Genomic DNA, 15,182 nt, shown 5'->3' with positions numbered 1-15,182 from the left:
GCTCCTCGATCATGAGATATTCGGACCTTCGCAAGTCGAATTATCCCAGGTCAGGGCACCAATCTTCGTTTACGACACGAAATCAGCATGAAAGCCCGAGGCTAGGCTTCGTGACGATCACCGATGAGCGAGTTGGACGGACGCATGCGCATAACAAAAGTGCGTTTCGCCGACGCCGACGCAGACTCAGTAGACAATGGTCAAACATGAGCGACTTCAATTCGCAGATCATCGACGAGTTTCATGAGAACGACGGCACCGTGTCGGCCATGGGCTTCGGACGCCACCTCGTGGTGCTGCATTCCACCGGCGCAAAGTCGGGCGCCGACCGCGTCAGTCCCCTTCTCGGACTACCAGACGGAGCGGGCGGACGGTTCATCATCGGCAGCGCAGCAGGTTCGCCGAAGAATCCGTCGTGGGTCTACAACCTGCGCAAGAACCCACACGTGACCGTCGAATGGGCCTCGGACGGTAGCGGCATCGAGACACACTCCGCCACCGCTACCGAGCTCGATCCGGCCGCTCGAGAGCAGGCGTGGCAGGCCTTCACGTCGATGTCGAGTCAGTTCATCGAGTACACGAAGACTGCGCAGGGCCGAGTGTTCCCGATCTTCCGTCTGACGCCCACCGACTGACCATCGATCGCACCGGCTGGTCACCGCACAGATACCCTGACGAGGTGTACCTGCCGGGAACCGACGTGGCCGGCTACACCATCGATGCGCTGGTGGGTAGCGGCAGTAGTGCTGATGTGTACCGCGTTCACCGTGGCGACGAGCGCACGCCAGAAGCGCTCAAAGTCCTGCATTCCGACGAGACCGGCCACACCAGGGCTGCGGGACGTTTCGAGCGCGAGTTCACCATCGCGTCCCGACTCCACCACCCGAACATCGTCGAGATGTATACGCGCGGGCAGATGCAACCCGACGCACAGTCAATCCGTCGAGCGCAGGTTCTCGGTGTCCCCGCCGACCGTGTTCCGCCGACGCTATGGATCGCCATGCAATATGTCGACGGTCCCGCCGCGATCGCGCTGATCCCGTCACCCACGACAGAACCGGTGGTGCCGACCTTCGTCCGGGTAGCCCAACAGATAGCGGCGGCAATCGATTTCGCGCACTCCCGCGACGTCCTACATCGAGACGTCAAGCCCGCCAACATCTTGCTGACGTCGACACGACCCGACACCGACGCATTGCTCTCCGATTTCGGCATCGCGCAGCTAGTCGACGACAACCGGCCACTCGCGCGCAACGGCCGAGTTCAGGGATCGATCGCCTACGCGTCTCCGGAACTCCTTCAGGCCAAGCAACTCTCACCGGCAACAGACGAATACGCCTTCGCCTGCACGCTCACCGAACTCCTCACCGGCGCTCCGCCTTTCCCACGTGCGACGGCATTCGCCATCACCAACGCGCATCTGCGCGACGACCCGCCGCTGCTGACCCGACGTCGACCGTGGCTTCCGTCCGCACTCAATTCGGTGTTCGCCAAGGCCCTCGCGAAGAATCCGGCCGATCGCTATTCGACGTGTAGCGAGTTCGCCGACATCGTCGCCCGCAACCTCCGCGACGTGCCGGTCCCCCAGCCCGCTGCGGGACGTAGGCCGTGGCGTCGGACCTGAGAGCACCTTTCCGAGAGGTCCGACGCCGCCTTCGGCCTGTGATGCACGACACAGTTCATCCATTGTTAAATCGGACATCGAATCGCCAGTCGAGCGGCGTCTCAAGACAATTGGGCCCGTGCGTCGTCAAATCGACGCCGATCGACCATCGAGATCGTTAACATCCTGCGTCATCTCGATGTAGCGAAGTGTCGATAGCGTCAGGGGTCGTCCATCTTGTTCCTACGGTCTATCGTCCACAAGCGCACGGGGAGTCATGACAGCCGAACCAACGACGCAGTACGACAATTCAGCGCTCGCCCACGAGGAAGAGGGCTACCAGAAGGCGCTCAAACCGCGACAGATCCAGATGATCGCCATCGGTGGCGCGATCGGAACCGGCCTGTTCATGGGTGCGGGTTCCCGCCTTCACGACGCCGGCCCCGGCCTGTTCATCACCTACGCCGTGTGCGGCGTCTTCGTCTTCTTCATCCTCCGCGCACTCGGCGAACTCGTTCTCCACCGACCTTCGTCGGGATCATTCGTCTCCTACGCGCGCGAATTCTTCGGTGAGAAAACAGCATTCGTCACCGGCTGGCTCTACTTCTTCAACTGGGCCGCCACCGCGATCGTCGACGTCACCGCTGTGGCGCTCTACGTGCATTACTGGGGGATGTTCGGGGCGATCCCGCAGTGGCTGATCGCGCTCATCGCACTGTGCATCGTGCTGACCATGAACATCATCTCGGTCAAACTCTTCGGTGAGATGGAATTCTGGGCGTCGATCATCAAGGTCACCGCACTCGTGACGTTCCTCGTCGTCGGAATCGTCTTCCTCGCAGGACGTTTCGACATCGAGGGCGCATCGACCGGATTCAGCGTCATCTCCGACAACGGCGGAATGTTCCCCACGGGATTGTTCTCGTTGGTGATCGTGACGTCGGGCGTCATCTTTGCCTATGCCGCAGTCGAATTGGTCGGCACCGCGGCGGGCGAGACGGCCGAGCCCGCGAAAGTGATGCCGCGAGCGATCAACTCGGTGATCCTGCGTATCGCCGTGTTCTACGTGGGATCCCTGATAGTTCTCGCCCTCCTCCTGCCCTACACCACCTACAAGGCGGACGAGAGTCCGTTCGTCACCTTCTTCTCGAAGATCGGTGTACCGGCGGCGGGAGGCATCATGAATCTCGTCGTGCTCACTGCGGCGATGTCGAGTCTCAACGCAGGCCTGTACTCGACGGGCCGCACCCTACGCTCCATGGCGCTCAACGGAACTGCACCGTCATTCACCGGAAAGATGAACAAGAACGGGGTTCCGTTCGGCGGGATCGCACTGACAGGAGCGCTGACCTTCCTCGGCGTCATCCTCAACCTGTTCGTTCCCGAAGAGGCCTTCAACATCGCGCTCGACCTCTCCGCGCTCGGAATCATCTCCACGTGGGCAATGATCGTCGCCTGTCAGATCCAGCTGTACCGGTGGGAGAAGAAGGGCATACTCACACGGCCTTCATTCCGACTCCCGGGCACGCCGTACACCAGTTACGCCACGCTCATCTTCCTCGCGGCGGTGGTCGTCCTGATGTGTTACGACGACATCTGGAATCTCATCGCGATCATCGTCGGAACGCCACTGCTCATCGCCGGCTGGTACGGCTGCCGGTCAAAGGTCATGACGCTCGCGGCGCAACGCCAGGGCTACACCGGTGAGTATCCCGTCATGCCTGAGCCGCCGGTTCCGGAAGGACCCGAGGACAAATAGAAGCCCGCTGCACGACGCCCCTCACGCCTGGCCGCGAGGGGCGTCGTCGACGTTGTACACCCGCAGGGCGTTGTCGCGGAAGATCTTTCGCAAGAAGTCGTCACCCCACGGATTGAGTACGTCGAGGAGTGCGCCGACAAGCATCGACATCGTCGCATTGGGTCGGTCGAGGGGAAAGTTGGATCCGAAGACGAGTCGTTCCGACCCGAAATGGCTCACCAGGTGCCCGACGAGGGGACCGATCATCTCGGCGAGAGTCTTTCGGCTCCCGATGTTGCCGTGTGGGTCGTGTCCGTAACCGAGAATCGGCATCGCCAAACCGGACAGCTTCATCACGATATTCGGTTGCGCGGCAAGGCTCACCACGCGCTCATGCCACAGGCGCATGATGTCTGCACGCGCCGCGGCGGTGTTGCCCGTCCGCACACCCATCGGACCGAACACACCCACCGGCGCCCCGATGTGATCGACGACGACCGTGGCCTCGGGGTACTCGCGTGCCAAACTGACCACGTCGTAGAGCTGATGCGAATACACAAACGCCTCCAGCACCAGTCCCCGACGCACCGCTTCGCCAAAGCCACGCAGCGCGGACGTCGACGCCAGCAGACCCTCGTCCGGCGTCGAATCGCGAACGCGCGGATCGGGATGCCGTGCCGCGAGCACCCGGACCGCGCGTACGAGAGGCGTGATGTCGAGGTGTGCGTCGAGTTGCGTGGCGAAGTTGGGCGATCGAGGATCGCCGTGCACGATGAGCCCTCCCAACCGCGGGGCACCGTCGAGACCGAAGGGAAGGCCGATCACGTAGCGGGTTTCCGATAGCTCCTCGGCTTCGGCGTCTGCGATCATGTCGATGTCGCCCGCGTATGCGCGCCAGTGGGAATCGGCGACGACGACGGTGTCGATCGCGACGTCCGCGACCGTCGGGACTCCCGCGATGTCTTTGAGGTACTGCTCGGTCTCGTAGGCGCGCGCGATGACCGAGGGTGTCAGCACGTATTCTCTATCGGCCTGTGAGACCAGCAGGGTGAATGCGCGATCGCCGAGCCTCGGCGTGAGTCGTCGCACCCGCGCGAGGCCCTTTGCCCGCCAAGGAGTCTGACGCGGATTCCATTGCAACATGTGCGCGTCGACGATTCCCGGGAGCACGTTTTCCAGGGAGCCCACAAATACAGGATCCCACATCGCTCCGATTTTCGGATCGATTAAGCGTTCGACGGGTGCGGATTCTTTTCGACGGACACACCTTTCGCCACCTCGGGCACCCCGCGCCGACGAGGGGGCAGAATGGAGAGGCTGTCGACGGGGCGGCACGATCGGAGGTGAGCATGGGCGGGCACTCACGCCATGCGCTGCACCACGTGCGTCAGGTCATCGGACGCGATCCCGATGCGTTCACGCGCGGCGTCTTCACGCGCCTTTTCGCCCTCGATCCCGATCTGCGGGACCTGTTTCCCGCCCAGATGTCGCATCTGCGTGAGGCGTTCTTCGGGGTGATCGACCACGCCCTCGAGGTCATCCCGTCCGACGACGGCCACACTGACCTGGTCGAACTACTTGCCCAGCTCGGGCGCGATCATCGCAAGTTCGGGGTGCTGCCCGCGCACTACCCACTGATGTGTACCGCGCTGATCGGAGAGTTCCGCGCGCTGCTCGACGGCTACTGGGATGGCGATACCGAGGAGACAGTCACCCAGGCGATGATGTTGACAACCGGTGTGATGCGCGGTGCTGCCGAGATGGCGTCCGGGCCGCCGACCTGGACCGCGCGGGTGGCCGAGAAGTATCGGATCACCCGCGACCTCGCAGTCGTGCGACTCCTCAGCGAGGATCCGCTGCGCTTTTCCGTCGGGCAATTCCTCGAGGTGGCGATTCCGCAATGGCCGCACGAATGGCGGCATCTCTCACCTGCGATTCCGCCCAATGAGGATGGCGAAATCGAATTCCACGTCCGGGCCGTCCCCGGTGGCGTCGTGAGTTCTGCGATCGTGTCGACCACGCGTGTCGGCGACGTCTGGAAGCTGGCGCAGAATCACGGAACGCTGCACATCGAACGCGGCCATGATGTCCTCATGGTCGCCGGAGGTACCGGCCTCGCTCCGCTGCGCGCGCTCCTGATCGAGATGTCGAAGCGGGCAGACTCGCCGTCGACGCACATCTTCTACGGCATGCGCTACCCCGGAGAGCTCTACGATCTGGCGGTGCTCGCGCGCATCGCTTCGACCAATCCGTGGTTGCGCATCACTGCGGTGTCGCAGGAATCCGACGACCCGTGGTGGTTGAACTCGATCGCATCACCCGAGGATCTCGGCGTCGACCATCGGATCGGCTTACTGCCAGATGTTGTTGCGGCAGAAGGCGACTGGAGCGATCATCAGGCGCTCGTCGTCGGTTCTCCGCAGATGGTGACGGCAACGCGTCGTCGACTCATCATCGCGGGCGTGCGGGCGAGCAGAATCCAGTCGGATCCCGTCTACTGACGGACTACGCCCCCACGCGACCTCAGTTCTCGCCTGTTCCCTGGCCCTGCTCGCCGCTGCCTTCGGACTGCCCGGGCTCAGTGACGACGACCGTGGTGGTCTGGATGACCGTCGTGGTCTCTGTCTGAGTAGCCGCCGGGGCTTCAACCGTCCTGGTGACGGTCGGCGGTCGGACCGTCGTGGTGCGGACCTCGCTCCTGGTCTCGGTCTGCGTTTCGGTGACCGCCTCGCCCTCGCGCGTGACGGTTGCCTGCTCAGGGGTGTCGGTCACGGTCACCGTGGTCGGCGTGGTGTCGGGTCTGGCGCTGGTGTCGTCGCCGCTGGCGTGCAGTGCGGTCAGTCCGATGGCGCCGAGTAGCACGGCGACCCCGATCACCGCTCCCAGCGCCCACCAACGCAGCCCCGTCGCGTCGCGAGGAGCGCGCGTGGGCGTGGCGGCGGCAAATGCGGCGGGCTCCGAGTCGCCTGCGCGCAACACCGTCGTCTTCGGCGGGGTGGCGGCAGCGCCCGCGGCGAGCGCGAGAGCAGGCATCTCGGCGATCGACACCGGACGCCCGACCGCGTACTCGAGCGCGGGCGCGACGCCGGGCAATTCTGCGCCCGACCCGGTGCAGACGACGGAACTCAACCGGGAGCCGCCGTCGGCGTCGAGGATCAGTCGAGCGACGTCATCGGCACCCCGTGCATCGGTGACCGGAATCCCCTCGACCGTCGAGTTGTCGCGGGTGTCGAGCAACTGGCCGGTGGTGTTGTCGACGAGCGCCACGCACACACCGTCAGCGGGCCCGCCTGTGCGTGCAAGGTTCACCACCGCCGTCACGCCTGCGCCGCCGGGCGACGAGCGCACGACGGCCAGCATGGCACTCGTGATGTCATCGACGCTGGTGATCCGGTACCAGGGCGGCGTCGACGATCCTGGCGTGAACGCCTGCGCGAGGTAGTTGCGGGTGCTCGGACGCGAGCAGGAGACGATGAGGTGATCGACCTCGAACGGAACCGACTCGACCAATTCCGTGATGGCTGCGGCGGCCGATTCGGGGAGGTAATCGGGCAGATCAACGAGATTGCTGGCCGCGATCTCGTCCCTACCGCCGTTCGAGCGTATGACGACTGACGCGATCTCGTCGCCGACGACGGACACGCCAAGGGACACCGGCGCTGTTGGCTCTGCGCCTGATGCCTGTGTTCCAGTCGTCTGCGTTCCAGTCGGCTGTGTCACCGTTCACTCCCCACGTTGCTATGAGAAGTCAGCCTAACGCGTGCTCCCCGGCGGCCAACCGGCCGTCGGGGAGCATGGGTGGAAAGAGCGTGTGATCAGTCTTTACGCTTGGCGCGTCGCGGTTGCCACACGACCAGAGCGCTCGTGCGCGGAACCGGCACCAGCTCGCCGCCTCGGCGAGCGGACTGCTCGACCTGACTCTGCAGTTCGCCCACTCTCTGCTGCAGAGCGTCGACCTGATTGGTCAGGTCGATGATGCGCTTGATACCCGCGAGGTTGACGCCTTCCTCCTGCGAGAGACGTTGGATCTCCCTCAGGAGTTCGACGTCGCGCGTCGAGTAGCGGCGTCCGCCTCCGGTCGTGCGTTGCGGCGTGACGAGTCCGAGCCGGTCATACGTGCGCAATGTCTGCGCGTGCATCCCTGCCAGTTCGGCGGCGACCGAGATCATGAATGTCGCGCTCGAATCCTCGAAGTCTCGACTCGCCATGACTCATCGCCCCCATCCTGCACGGGGGTCGAATCCGCTCGCCTTCTCGGCCTCTGCGTACTTCTTGAGCGCCTCGGTCGCGGCGTCGTCGAGTGAGCCCGGCACCTCGACCTTCACGGTGACCAAGAGGTCGCCCGCTCCGCCCGAACGCTTCGGTACACCACGTCCCCGGACACGCAGAGTGCGTCCGTCTGTGGTGTTCGGCGGAATCTTGACTCCCACCGACCCCTCGAGCGTCGGTACGGAAACCGTTGCCCCGAGCACTAATTCAGAGAAACTGACCGGAAGTTGAACCTTGAGGTCGTTGCCGCTGCGGGTGAAGATCTTGTCGGCGGTCACGTGGACGACCACATAGAGGTCGCCCGACGGAGCGCCGCGTCGACCTGCTTCACCCTGGCCTGCCAACCGAATTCGTTGTCCGTCTTCGACGCCGGCGGGGATACGCACGTTGATCGTGCGAGCCCTGACCTTCACGCCGGAGCCGTCGCAGTCGGTACACGGATCGTCGATGCGCGATCCCGTTCCCTGGCAGTCCTGGCACGGCTCACTGAAACCGAACGCGCCCTGATTGCGGCTCACCAGCCCGGACCCGTTGCAGGTCGGGCAGACTCGCGGGCTCGTCCCCGGCTTGGCGCCACTTCCGTGGCACGTCGTACAGGGAGCGGGACTTGTTATGCGAAGCGGTACGGTCGTACCGACCGCGGCGTCTTTGAACGACAGCGTGGTCTCGGTCTCGAGATCGTTGCCGCGACGCGGCCGCGTCGCCGTCGACGAGCGCGATGAACCTCCGCGGTTGAACAGATCGCCGAACAGGTCACCGAATCCGCCGCTCGATTCACCTCCGCCGCCGAACAGGTCGCCGAGGTCGCCGATGTTGAAATCAGCGCCGTTGCTCGTCGAATAGCGGGTCCCGCCGCCTCCGGGGAACCCTCCCGGGAAACCGTTTCCGCCGCCGCGGAATTGACCGCCAGCGAACATGGCACGGGTCTCGTCGTACTCCTTACGCTTGTCGGCGTCGGAGAGCACGCTGTGGGCTTCAGACACCCGCTTGAAGCGTTCTTCGGCTTCCTTGTCTCCCGGATTGGCATCGGGATGCAGCTCGCGAGCGAGCTTGCGGTAAGCCTTCTTGATCTCTTCAGCTGAAGCGTCAGAAGCAACGCCCAGGTCCTTGTAGAAGTCGTGTTCGAGCCATTCTCGTTGTGGAGCCACCAGACGTCACCTCCTTCGTAGTTGTGTGAAGTTGTCTGGTCTTGAGTTGTGAAAAAGCCTTGAGTGCACCGATGGTGCGTCGCGTCGAGTTCTCGCGCGACGCACCATCGGAATATGCGCAGGTGATTATTGTGCACCACTCTGAGTGTCTTGCGGTTGCGACTGACCAGCCGGGGCGGGATCGGTCACGGTCACCATCGCCGTGCGGATCACCTTGTCGCCGAGCCGATAACCGCCGCGGTAAACCGCGCCGATGACGGGTTCTGTTCCGCTGCCGTCGTTTTGGACGGCCTCGTGCAGTTCCGGGTCGAACGGGTCGCCCGGTGCACCGAACTTCGTCAATCCTTCAGCGTCGAGTGTGGCGATGAGTTTGTCGGCCACACCCTTGAGCGGTCCGCTCTCGAGGTCGCCGTGCTCGCGGGCACGGTCGAGGTCGTCGAGAACGGGCAACAGCTTGTCGATCAGGATCTGCTTGCCGTAGGCAACGCGTCCCTGCTTCTCTTCTTCGGTTCGCCGTTTGTAGTTGGCGAACTGTGCGCGTTCGCGCTGCAGGGCGGCTGTCAGTTCGGCCACCTCGGCCGAGTTCGCGCCGGTCGCCTCTTCCGAACCCGACGCGGGGTCGACGGTCCCTTCGACCGTCGACTCCACGTCCACTCCCGCGGCGTCTGTCGCAGTCGTGTCGAGCTCGGGCTCCGGTGAGGTCACTTGGTGTCCCCGGAGTTCGGCTCGTCAACAACCTCTGCGTCGACGACGTCGCTGTCGGCGTCTGCGGTGGCACCCTCGGCGGATGCGCCGTTCTGCGACTCAGCGGCCGATGCCGCGTAGATCGCCTGGCCCATCTCCTGGGACTCCGTGGACAGCTTCTCGATCGCGCTCTTGATCGCCGAGATGTCGGTGCCCTTCAGGGCCTCGTTGGCCTCGGAGATCGCAGCGTTGACCTTGTCTTTGACCTCGCCGGGAACCTTGTCCTCGTTGTCCTTGAGGAACTTCTCGGTGTGGTTGACCAGCGACTCGGCCTGGTTGCGGGTCTCGGCCTCCTCACGACGCTTGCGGTCCTCTTCTGCGTGGGCCTCGGCGTCCTTGACCATCCGGTCGATCTCGTCCTTGCTCAGGCCCGAGCCCTCCTGGATGCGGATGGAGTTCTCCTTGCCGGTGCCCTTGTCCTTCGCGGTGACGTGCACGATGCCGTTGGCGTCGATGTCGAAGGTCACCTCGATCTGCGGAACACCCTGCGGCGCAGGAGCGATACCGCCGAGCTCGAACGAGCCGAGCAGCTTGTTGTGCGACGCGATCTCGCGCTCACCCTGATAGACCTGGATCTGCACCGACGGCTGGTTGTCCTCGGCCGTGGTGTAGGTCTCCGACCGCTTGGTCGGGATCGTGGTGTTGCGCTCGATCAGCTTGTGCATCACGCCGCCCTTGGTCTCGATACCGAGCGACAGCGGGGTCACATCAAGCAGCAGAACGTCTTTGACCTCACCGCGGAGAACGCCGGCCTGCAGAGCAGCACCGACCGCGACGACCTCGTCGGGGTTGACGCCCTTGTTGGGCTCCTGGCCACCGGTGAGCTCCTTCACCAGATCGGTGACGGCGGGCATACGGGTCGAACCACCAACGAGCACAACGTGATCGATGTCGCCGACGGAGATGCCTGCGTCCTTGATGACAGCCTGGAACGGAGCGCGGGTGCGCTCGAGCAGATCCGAGGTGATCTTCTGGAACTCGCTGCGGCTCAACTGCTCGTCGAGGAAGAGCGGGTTCTTGTCGGCGTCGACGGTGATGTAGGGCAGGTTGATCGAGGTGCTCTGCGAGGCAGACAGTTCGATCTTGGCCTTCTCGGCAGCCTCACGCAGACGCTGCATGGCCATCTTGTCCTTGGTCAGGTCGATGCCGGAGCTGCTCTTGAACTTTTCCACGAGCCAGTCGACGATGCGCTGATCCCAGTCGTCGCCACCGAGGTTGTTGTCGCCCGAGGTCGCACGGACCTCCACGACACCGTCGCCGATCTCGAGCAGCGAGACGTCGAAGGTACCGCCACCGAGGTCGAAGACCAGGATGGTCTGTTCCTTCTCGCCCTTGTCGAGTCCGTATGCCAGTGCGGCAGCAGTGGGCTCGTTGACGATGCGCAGGACGTTGAGGCCCGCGATCTGGCCGGCCTCCTTGGTGGCCTGACGCTGCGAGTCGTTGAAGTACGCGGGCACGGTGATGACCGCGTCGCTGACGTCTTCACCCAGGTAGGCCTCGGCGTCGCGCTTGAGCTTCATGAGCGTGCGTGCGCTGATCTCCTGCGGGGTGTACTTCTTGTCGTCGATCTCGACGTTCCAGTCCCCCTCGCCCATGTGGCGCTTGACGGACCGGATGGTGCGGTCGACGTTGGTGACGGCCTGGTTCTTGGCGGGCTGTCCGACGAGTACCTCACCGTTACGCGCGAATGCAACGACGGACGGAGTGGTCCGCGAGCCTTCGGCGTTGGCGATGACAGTCGGTTCGCCGCCCTCGAGCACGGACACCACGGAGTTGGTGGTGCCGAGGTCGATTCCAACAGCACGAGACATCTGTTATTTCCTCCTAGTTTGTGGGTGTGCACCCAAGTTCTCAGTCCCCTGGTCGAGCTGATGGCACGACCGAGGGGGTTGGTCGATGCAAACCTGCGTCTGGCTGGGGACCAGAGACTTCAGCGCGTCCGACTCAAGTCCTACTGGTTGAGTCTCACCGCGTCAAGTCTACTTGAGTCTGCCCGACTCAGGTTTCTCGATAGGTCCAACTGTGCACAGATCCGAGTTGTTCCCGATTCGGAGAAAAAAGTTGAGCGCAGTTCGCGCAACTATGAAAGGGCCAGCAAAGCGGCTGTCACGGAGCAGGCGGCAGCGCGTCGCCCGGCAGGCCTTCGGCCTGATAGACCTCGAAGGTGAAGACGCCCGCCTGCACGGCAGGGTCGTCGTTCATGATCTTGGTGACCGTGTCGACGTCGCGGTCGAAGACGCCGACGCCGTGGATGTCGGCGTTGCCCCGGATGGGCAATACGACGGCCAGCTCACCCGCCTTGCGCAGTGCGAGGGTGCGACGACCGTGCTCCTTGATGAACTGCCCGGCCTCGGGCGAGCCGAAGTTCGGACCCGATCGAAGAATCGAGACCGTGTACGGCTGGGCGTACTCGAGAATCGTCTGCATCTCGGCGTCGGTGATCTCGGGCAGGTCGGGCATCTCGGCTCCTCGCGATCGCAATGGCAACGTTTTCAAAGCCAGCCTACGGCCGTCCACATGCGCACGGGACCTACTCGCAGGAACGTTGCACGACGCCTGGCGGCGCTCACGGTGGCCGCGTGACCAGGGCCACGTGGCTCCTCGTCACTAAGCGGACTACAGTCCTCTTAGGACATCTGTAGGAAGGTCAAGAATAATGTCGAAGACAACAAACCACTCTCGCGCGCTCGACGCCGGTCTGCTGACCCTGCGCGTCGCCGTGGGTGCCACCCTGTTCGCGCACGGCGCCCAGAAGTTGCTCGGCTGGTTCGGCGGCCCCGGAATCGACGGCACGACTGCGGGCATGCAGCACATGGGCTTCGAGCCCGCCAAGACCTCTGCCGTAGCCGCGGGCGTCAGCGAGGCCGCAGGCGGACTCGTCGCACTCGGCGCGGGCACCCGCGTGGCAGCAGCAGCGGGCGCGGCAGCGATGATCGCGGCCGCCGACGTGCACCGCCCCAGCGGATTCTTTGCACAGGAGGGTGGCTTCGAGTACCCCGCCGTGCTCGGACTCGCTTCTGCCGCACTGGCTCTCACCGGCCCGGGTCGGTACTCCGTCGACGCGGTCATCAAACACCCGCTCTCACGCGACGGCGTAGGCGTTGCCGCGCTCATCGCGTCTGCAGCGGGAGCCGCAGGTGTCCTCACGCGCCGCAAGAAGGCGCTGGCGTCGAAGACGGCCTGAGCCCGACGCCGTTCGGTCCAGGTGGCCTGGCGTGCGACGCTAGGCCACCTGCACGACGCGGCTGTGCCATCCCGTTGCCCCGTCGGGGATCGGAGCCACTCGCTGGTCGGTCTGCGTCTTCCCCTCGGCGTCGGTCGCCCGGCAGTACAACGTGTGCTGTCCTGGCGTCGCCTGCCAGGTCCAGCTCCACTGCCGCCACGTGTCTGTGGAGTATTCGGTGGCGAGGGTCGCGGTGTTCCACGGGCCGTCGTCGACTCTCACCTCCACCCGTCGCACACCGCGGTGTTGCGCCCATGCCGTACCGGCGACCACGACCGGCCCGACCGGATTGGTCGACAGCGGCGCGGGTTTGTCGATGCGTGACGCCGTCTTGATGGGTGCTTTCACACCCCAGCCGCGCTTCGCCCAATAAGACTGTGCGCGATCGAATCTCGTGATCTCCCAATCGACAACCCATTTGCATGCGGACACGAAGCCGTACAGGCCGGGGATCACCTGGCGTACGGGATAGCCGTGCTCCAGTGGTAACGGAGTTCCGTTCATGCCCACCGCGAGCATCGCGTCGCGTCCGTCGGTGATCGCGTCGAGCGGTGTGCCGGACGTCCAGCCGTCGACGCTCGTCGAGAGCAGCATGTCCGCGTCGGCATGCGGATTCACCATCGCGAGAATGTCGCGCATCGGATACCCGATCCACCTCGCGTTGCTGGCCAGATCGCCGCCGACCTCGTTGGAAACGCACGTCAGGGTGATGATCCGCTCCTGCGCCGACATCGCCATGAGATCGTTCCAGTCCAGCGTGATCTCACGGTCAACCATGCCGTGGATTCGCAGACGCCAATCCGACGTCGACAACTGTGGGACCTGCAATGCAGTGTCGATGCGATAGAAGTTCGCGTTGCTGGTGAGGAACGGTGTTGCCCCTTCGACGTCGATGCCTGAAGGAATCGGTGGCGCAGCAGACTTTGCGCGGGGCAACACGAGGCGGGCTCGCTCCGCGATCACTCCCCCGGCGTCGGCGACGCGTCGAGCAACTACCAGCGAGATCGCGGATGCTCCTGCGACGACCGCCGCCGCACCAAGAAAGGCGCGCCGCGATGTTCCTATACTCTTTGTGCCATCGCTGTTTTCGTCGACTCCATCAGGATCGCTTCGAACCTGTTGCGGCACATGCGATCTACGACTGAGCACGAAGAGTATCGCAACCGCGACCACGCCTGCGACGATCGCCGGTATCACGTAGCTCGCGTCCGCGGTGGGACGAGTGGCCGCCGCGAATGCTCCGAACGCGGCGACGAGAACGACAAGAATGACCCCCGCAGGGGGCCGCCTCACCTGCAGAATGCCCGCCAGCATGGAGAGTAGGGCGAGAGCGATTGCGACACCGATCATCAGCGCCGGTTTGTCGTTGGTACCGAACGTCGTGATCGCCCACTCACGAGCGGACGCAGGCGAGTTGTCGACGAGAAACGCGGTTACCGCCTGAAACGGGGAGGCCATGCGCGACAATGGAATAGCGACCAACTCGCCCGCCGCGATACCACCGAGCACGGCAAGCAGGCCGGAAACCGCGGCACGAAGCCACGTTTCGGATCGCTGACGCATTTCGGACCGCTGACCCACAGCAGACCTCCTCACCGAAGTCAGCCTCGTCGGTCGTCGACTTCTGCAGTACTTCGTTCGAGCGCGCTGTGCGGATGGGTCGCGAAGTATTTTTCTTTTCACCCATCCGGGGTGTGGTTTCCAGCGAATGCCCTCCGAGACTCACAGCACGGTGAGTTTGTTCCTCAATGATGGGATCGATCATGGTAGCCAACAGATTTCAACGCCTGACTCTTGCAGCAGCAGGCGCCGTACTGACCGTGGGAGTGATCGCGGGATGTTCTGACGACAGCAGTTCGTCGTCCGGTTCGACGGCGTCGTCGATGGCCCCGATGTCGTCGTCGGCAATGCCGATGAGCAGCGGTACCGCCCAGCCGGCTTCGCTCGTGGGGCCGGGATGTGCCGACTATGCGAAGGCCAATCCGTCCGGAAGCGGCTCGGTCGAGGGTATGGCGATGGATCCCGTAGCCACAGCGGCATCCCACAACCCGATGCTCAAGACGCTGACTCAGGCCGTGTCGGGACAGCTCAATCCGCAGGTGAACCTGGTGGATACGCTCAACAACGGCCAGTACACCGTCTTCGCGCCGACCGACGACGCCTTTGCGAAGCTCGACGCAGCGACGATCGACAAGCTGAAGACCGATAAGGATCTGCTCACGAAAATCCTGACCTACCACGTCGTTTCGGGACAGATCGCCCCCGACGCGATTGACGGGACACACAAGACCCTCGAGGGTCAGGACGTCACGGTCACCGGGTCGGGCAATGATCTCAAGGTCAACAACGCTGGCGTCGTCTGCGGCGGGGTCAAGACCGCAAATGCCACGGTATACATGGTCGACACCGTGCTGATGCCGCCGACCATGTGATCGATTCCCCGATCAGGTTCTCTGG

Annotated in this window: 14 protein-coding genes; 6 read left to right on the top strand and 8 right to left on the bottom strand. The window is 63.9% G+C overall.

The annotated features are described in order from the left end of the window. Positions 1 to 206: 206 nt before the first annotated feature. From A5766_RS18220 to A5766_RS18210, 3 genes are all read left to right on the top strand, one after another. Positions 207 to 635 carry a nitroreductase family deazaflavin-dependent oxidoreductase gene (locus A5766_RS18220; RefSeq protein ID WP_005201910.1) on the top strand — a complete coding sequence of 143 codons (429 nt, stop codon included), beginning with the start codon at positions 207 to 209 and terminating at the stop codon, positions 633 to 635. 44 nt (positions 636 to 679) lie between these two features. Then, positions 680 to 1,624: a serine/threonine-protein kinase gene (locus A5766_RS18215; protein WP_064905804.1), complete on the top strand. Its 945-nt coding sequence runs from the start codon at positions 680 to 682 to the stop codon at positions 1,622 to 1,624. A 256-nt stretch (positions 1,625 to 1,880) separates the two neighbouring features. Continuing rightward, positions 1,881 to 3,362: an amino acid permease gene (locus A5766_RS18210; RefSeq protein WP_005201912.1), complete on the top strand. Its 1,482-nt coding sequence runs from the start codon at positions 1,881 to 1,883 to the stop codon at positions 3,360 to 3,362. A gap of 21 nt (positions 3,363 to 3,383) precedes the next feature. Here the strand turns inward: A5766_RS18210 and A5766_RS18205 are convergent, their stop codons facing one another. Then, complete coding sequence (locus tag A5766_RS18205) at positions 3,384 to 4,529, bottom strand: amidohydrolase family protein (protein WP_039854175.1); 1,146 nt, start codon at positions 4,527 to 4,529, stop codon at positions 3,384 to 3,386. A gap of 161 nt (positions 4,530 to 4,690) precedes the next feature. On the opposite strand from A5766_RS18205, the gene A5766_RS18200 reads away from it, so the two are divergent. Further along, positions 4,691 to 5,842, top strand: a complete 1,152-nt coding sequence (locus tag A5766_RS18200; protein ID WP_005201914.1) for an FAD-binding oxidoreductase — start codon at positions 4,691 to 4,693, stop codon at positions 5,840 to 5,842. Positions 5,843 to 5,864: 22 nt separating this feature from the next. Here the strand turns inward: A5766_RS18200 and A5766_RS18195 are convergent, their stop codons facing one another. The 6 genes from A5766_RS18195 to A5766_RS18170 all read right to left on the bottom strand — a co-directional run bounded on the left by A5766_RS18195 (position 5,865) and on the right by A5766_RS18170 (position 11,962). Further along, entirely contained in the window at positions 5,865 to 7,061 is a 1,197-nt protein-coding gene (locus A5766_RS18195; protein WP_039854177.1) for a hypothetical protein, read from the bottom strand. 95 nt (positions 7,062 to 7,156) lie between these two features. Beyond that, the gene (locus A5766_RS18190) at positions 7,157 to 7,549 is read right to left on the bottom strand and encodes a heat shock protein transcriptional repressor HspR (protein WP_005201916.1); all 393 of its coding nucleotides are present in this window, start codon (positions 7,547 to 7,549) and stop codon (positions 7,157 to 7,159) included. A 3-nt stretch (positions 7,550 to 7,552) separates the two neighbouring features. Next, on the bottom strand, positions 7,553 to 8,758 hold the full coding sequence (gene dnaJ / locus A5766_RS18185; protein WP_005201917.1) for a molecular chaperone DnaJ: 1,206 nt from the start codon (positions 8,756 to 8,758) through the stop codon (positions 7,553 to 7,555). Between the two features lie 126 nt (positions 8,759 to 8,884). Beyond that, positions 8,885 to 9,463 (bottom strand): nucleotide exchange factor GrpE, encoded by a 579-nt coding sequence (gene grpE / locus A5766_RS18180; RefSeq protein WP_005201918.1) that lies wholly within the window; start codon positions 9,461 to 9,463, stop codon positions 8,885 to 8,887. Continuing rightward, positions 9,460 to 11,313 (bottom strand): molecular chaperone DnaK, encoded by a 1,854-nt coding sequence (gene dnaK / locus A5766_RS18175; protein ID WP_005201919.1) that lies wholly within the window; start codon positions 11,311 to 11,313, stop codon positions 9,460 to 9,462. Before dnaK ends, grpE begins: the two co-directional genes overlap by 4 nt. A gap of 295 nt (positions 11,314 to 11,608) precedes the next feature. Continuing rightward, positions 11,609 to 11,962 carry a hypothetical protein gene (locus tag A5766_RS18170; protein WP_005201920.1) on the bottom strand — a complete coding sequence of 118 codons (354 nt, stop codon included), beginning with the start codon at positions 11,960 to 11,962 and terminating at the stop codon, positions 11,609 to 11,611. A gap of 196 nt (positions 11,963 to 12,158) precedes the next feature. Between A5766_RS18170 and A5766_RS18165 the strand changes: the two genes are divergently transcribed. Continuing rightward, a complete protein-coding gene (locus A5766_RS18165) occupies positions 12,159 to 12,686 on the top strand; it encodes a DoxX family protein (RefSeq protein WP_005201921.1) in 528 nt (175 codons plus the stop codon). Between the two features lie 39 nt (positions 12,687 to 12,725). Here A5766_RS18165 and A5766_RS18160 read toward each other — a convergent pair whose 3' ends face one another. Next, positions 12,726 to 14,288 (bottom strand): molybdopterin-dependent oxidoreductase, encoded by a 1,563-nt coding sequence (locus A5766_RS18160; protein ID WP_064905814.1) that lies wholly within the window; start codon positions 14,286 to 14,288, stop codon positions 12,726 to 12,728. Positions 14,289 to 14,488: 200 nt separating this feature from the next. Here A5766_RS18160 and A5766_RS18155 point away from each other — a divergent pair, with 200 nt between their 5' ends. Beyond that, positions 14,489 to 15,157 (top strand): fasciclin domain-containing protein, encoded by a 669-nt coding sequence (locus A5766_RS18155; RefSeq protein ID WP_039854197.1) that lies wholly within the window; start codon positions 14,489 to 14,491, stop codon positions 15,155 to 15,157. Positions 15,158 to 15,182: the final 25 nt, after the last annotated feature.

This window comes from Gordonia sp. 852002-51296_SCH5728562-b (assembly GCF_001665475.1).
Taxonomy (GTDB): Bacteria; Actinomycetota; Actinomycetes; order Mycobacteriales; family Mycobacteriaceae; genus Gordonia; species Gordonia sputi.
Note: the sequence above shows the minus strand (reverse complement) of the source record. Positions and strands in the feature narration are given on the sequence as shown.

Bases quoted from the DNA above. Each gene is read 5' to 3' on its own strand.
- A5766_RS18170 (WP_005201920.1), bottom strand. From the start codon at position 11,962: ATGCCCGACCTGCCCGAGATCACCGACGCCGAGATGCAGACGATTCTC.
- A5766_RS18210 (WP_005201912.1), top strand. From the start codon at position 1,881: ATGACAGCCGAACCAACGACGCAGTACGACAATTCAGCGCTCGCCCAC.
- A5766_RS18160 (WP_064905814.1), bottom strand. From the start codon at position 14,288: ATGCGTCAGCGATCCGAAACGTGGCTTCGTGCCGCGGTTTCCGGCCTG.
- dnaK (WP_005201919.1), bottom strand. From the start codon at position 11,313: ATGTCTCGTGCTGTTGGAATCGACCTCGGCACCACCAACTCCGTGGTG.
- A5766_RS18220 (WP_005201910.1), top strand. From the start codon at position 207: ATGAGCGACTTCAATTCGCAGATCATCGACGAGTTTCATGAGAACGAC.
- A5766_RS18155 (WP_039854197.1), top strand. From the start codon at position 14,489: ATGGTAGCCAACAGATTTCAACGCCTGACTCTTGCAGCAGCAGGCGCC.
- A5766_RS18165 (WP_005201921.1), top strand. From the start codon at position 12,159: ATGTCGAAGACAACAAACCACTCTCGCGCGCTCGACGCCGGTCTGCTG.
- A5766_RS18200 (WP_005201914.1), top strand. From the start codon at position 4,691: ATGGGCGGGCACTCACGCCATGCGCTGCACCACGTGCGTCAGGTCATC.
- A5766_RS18190 (WP_005201916.1), bottom strand. From the start codon at position 7,549: ATGGCGAGTCGAGACTTCGAGGATTCGAGCGCGACATTCATGATCTCG.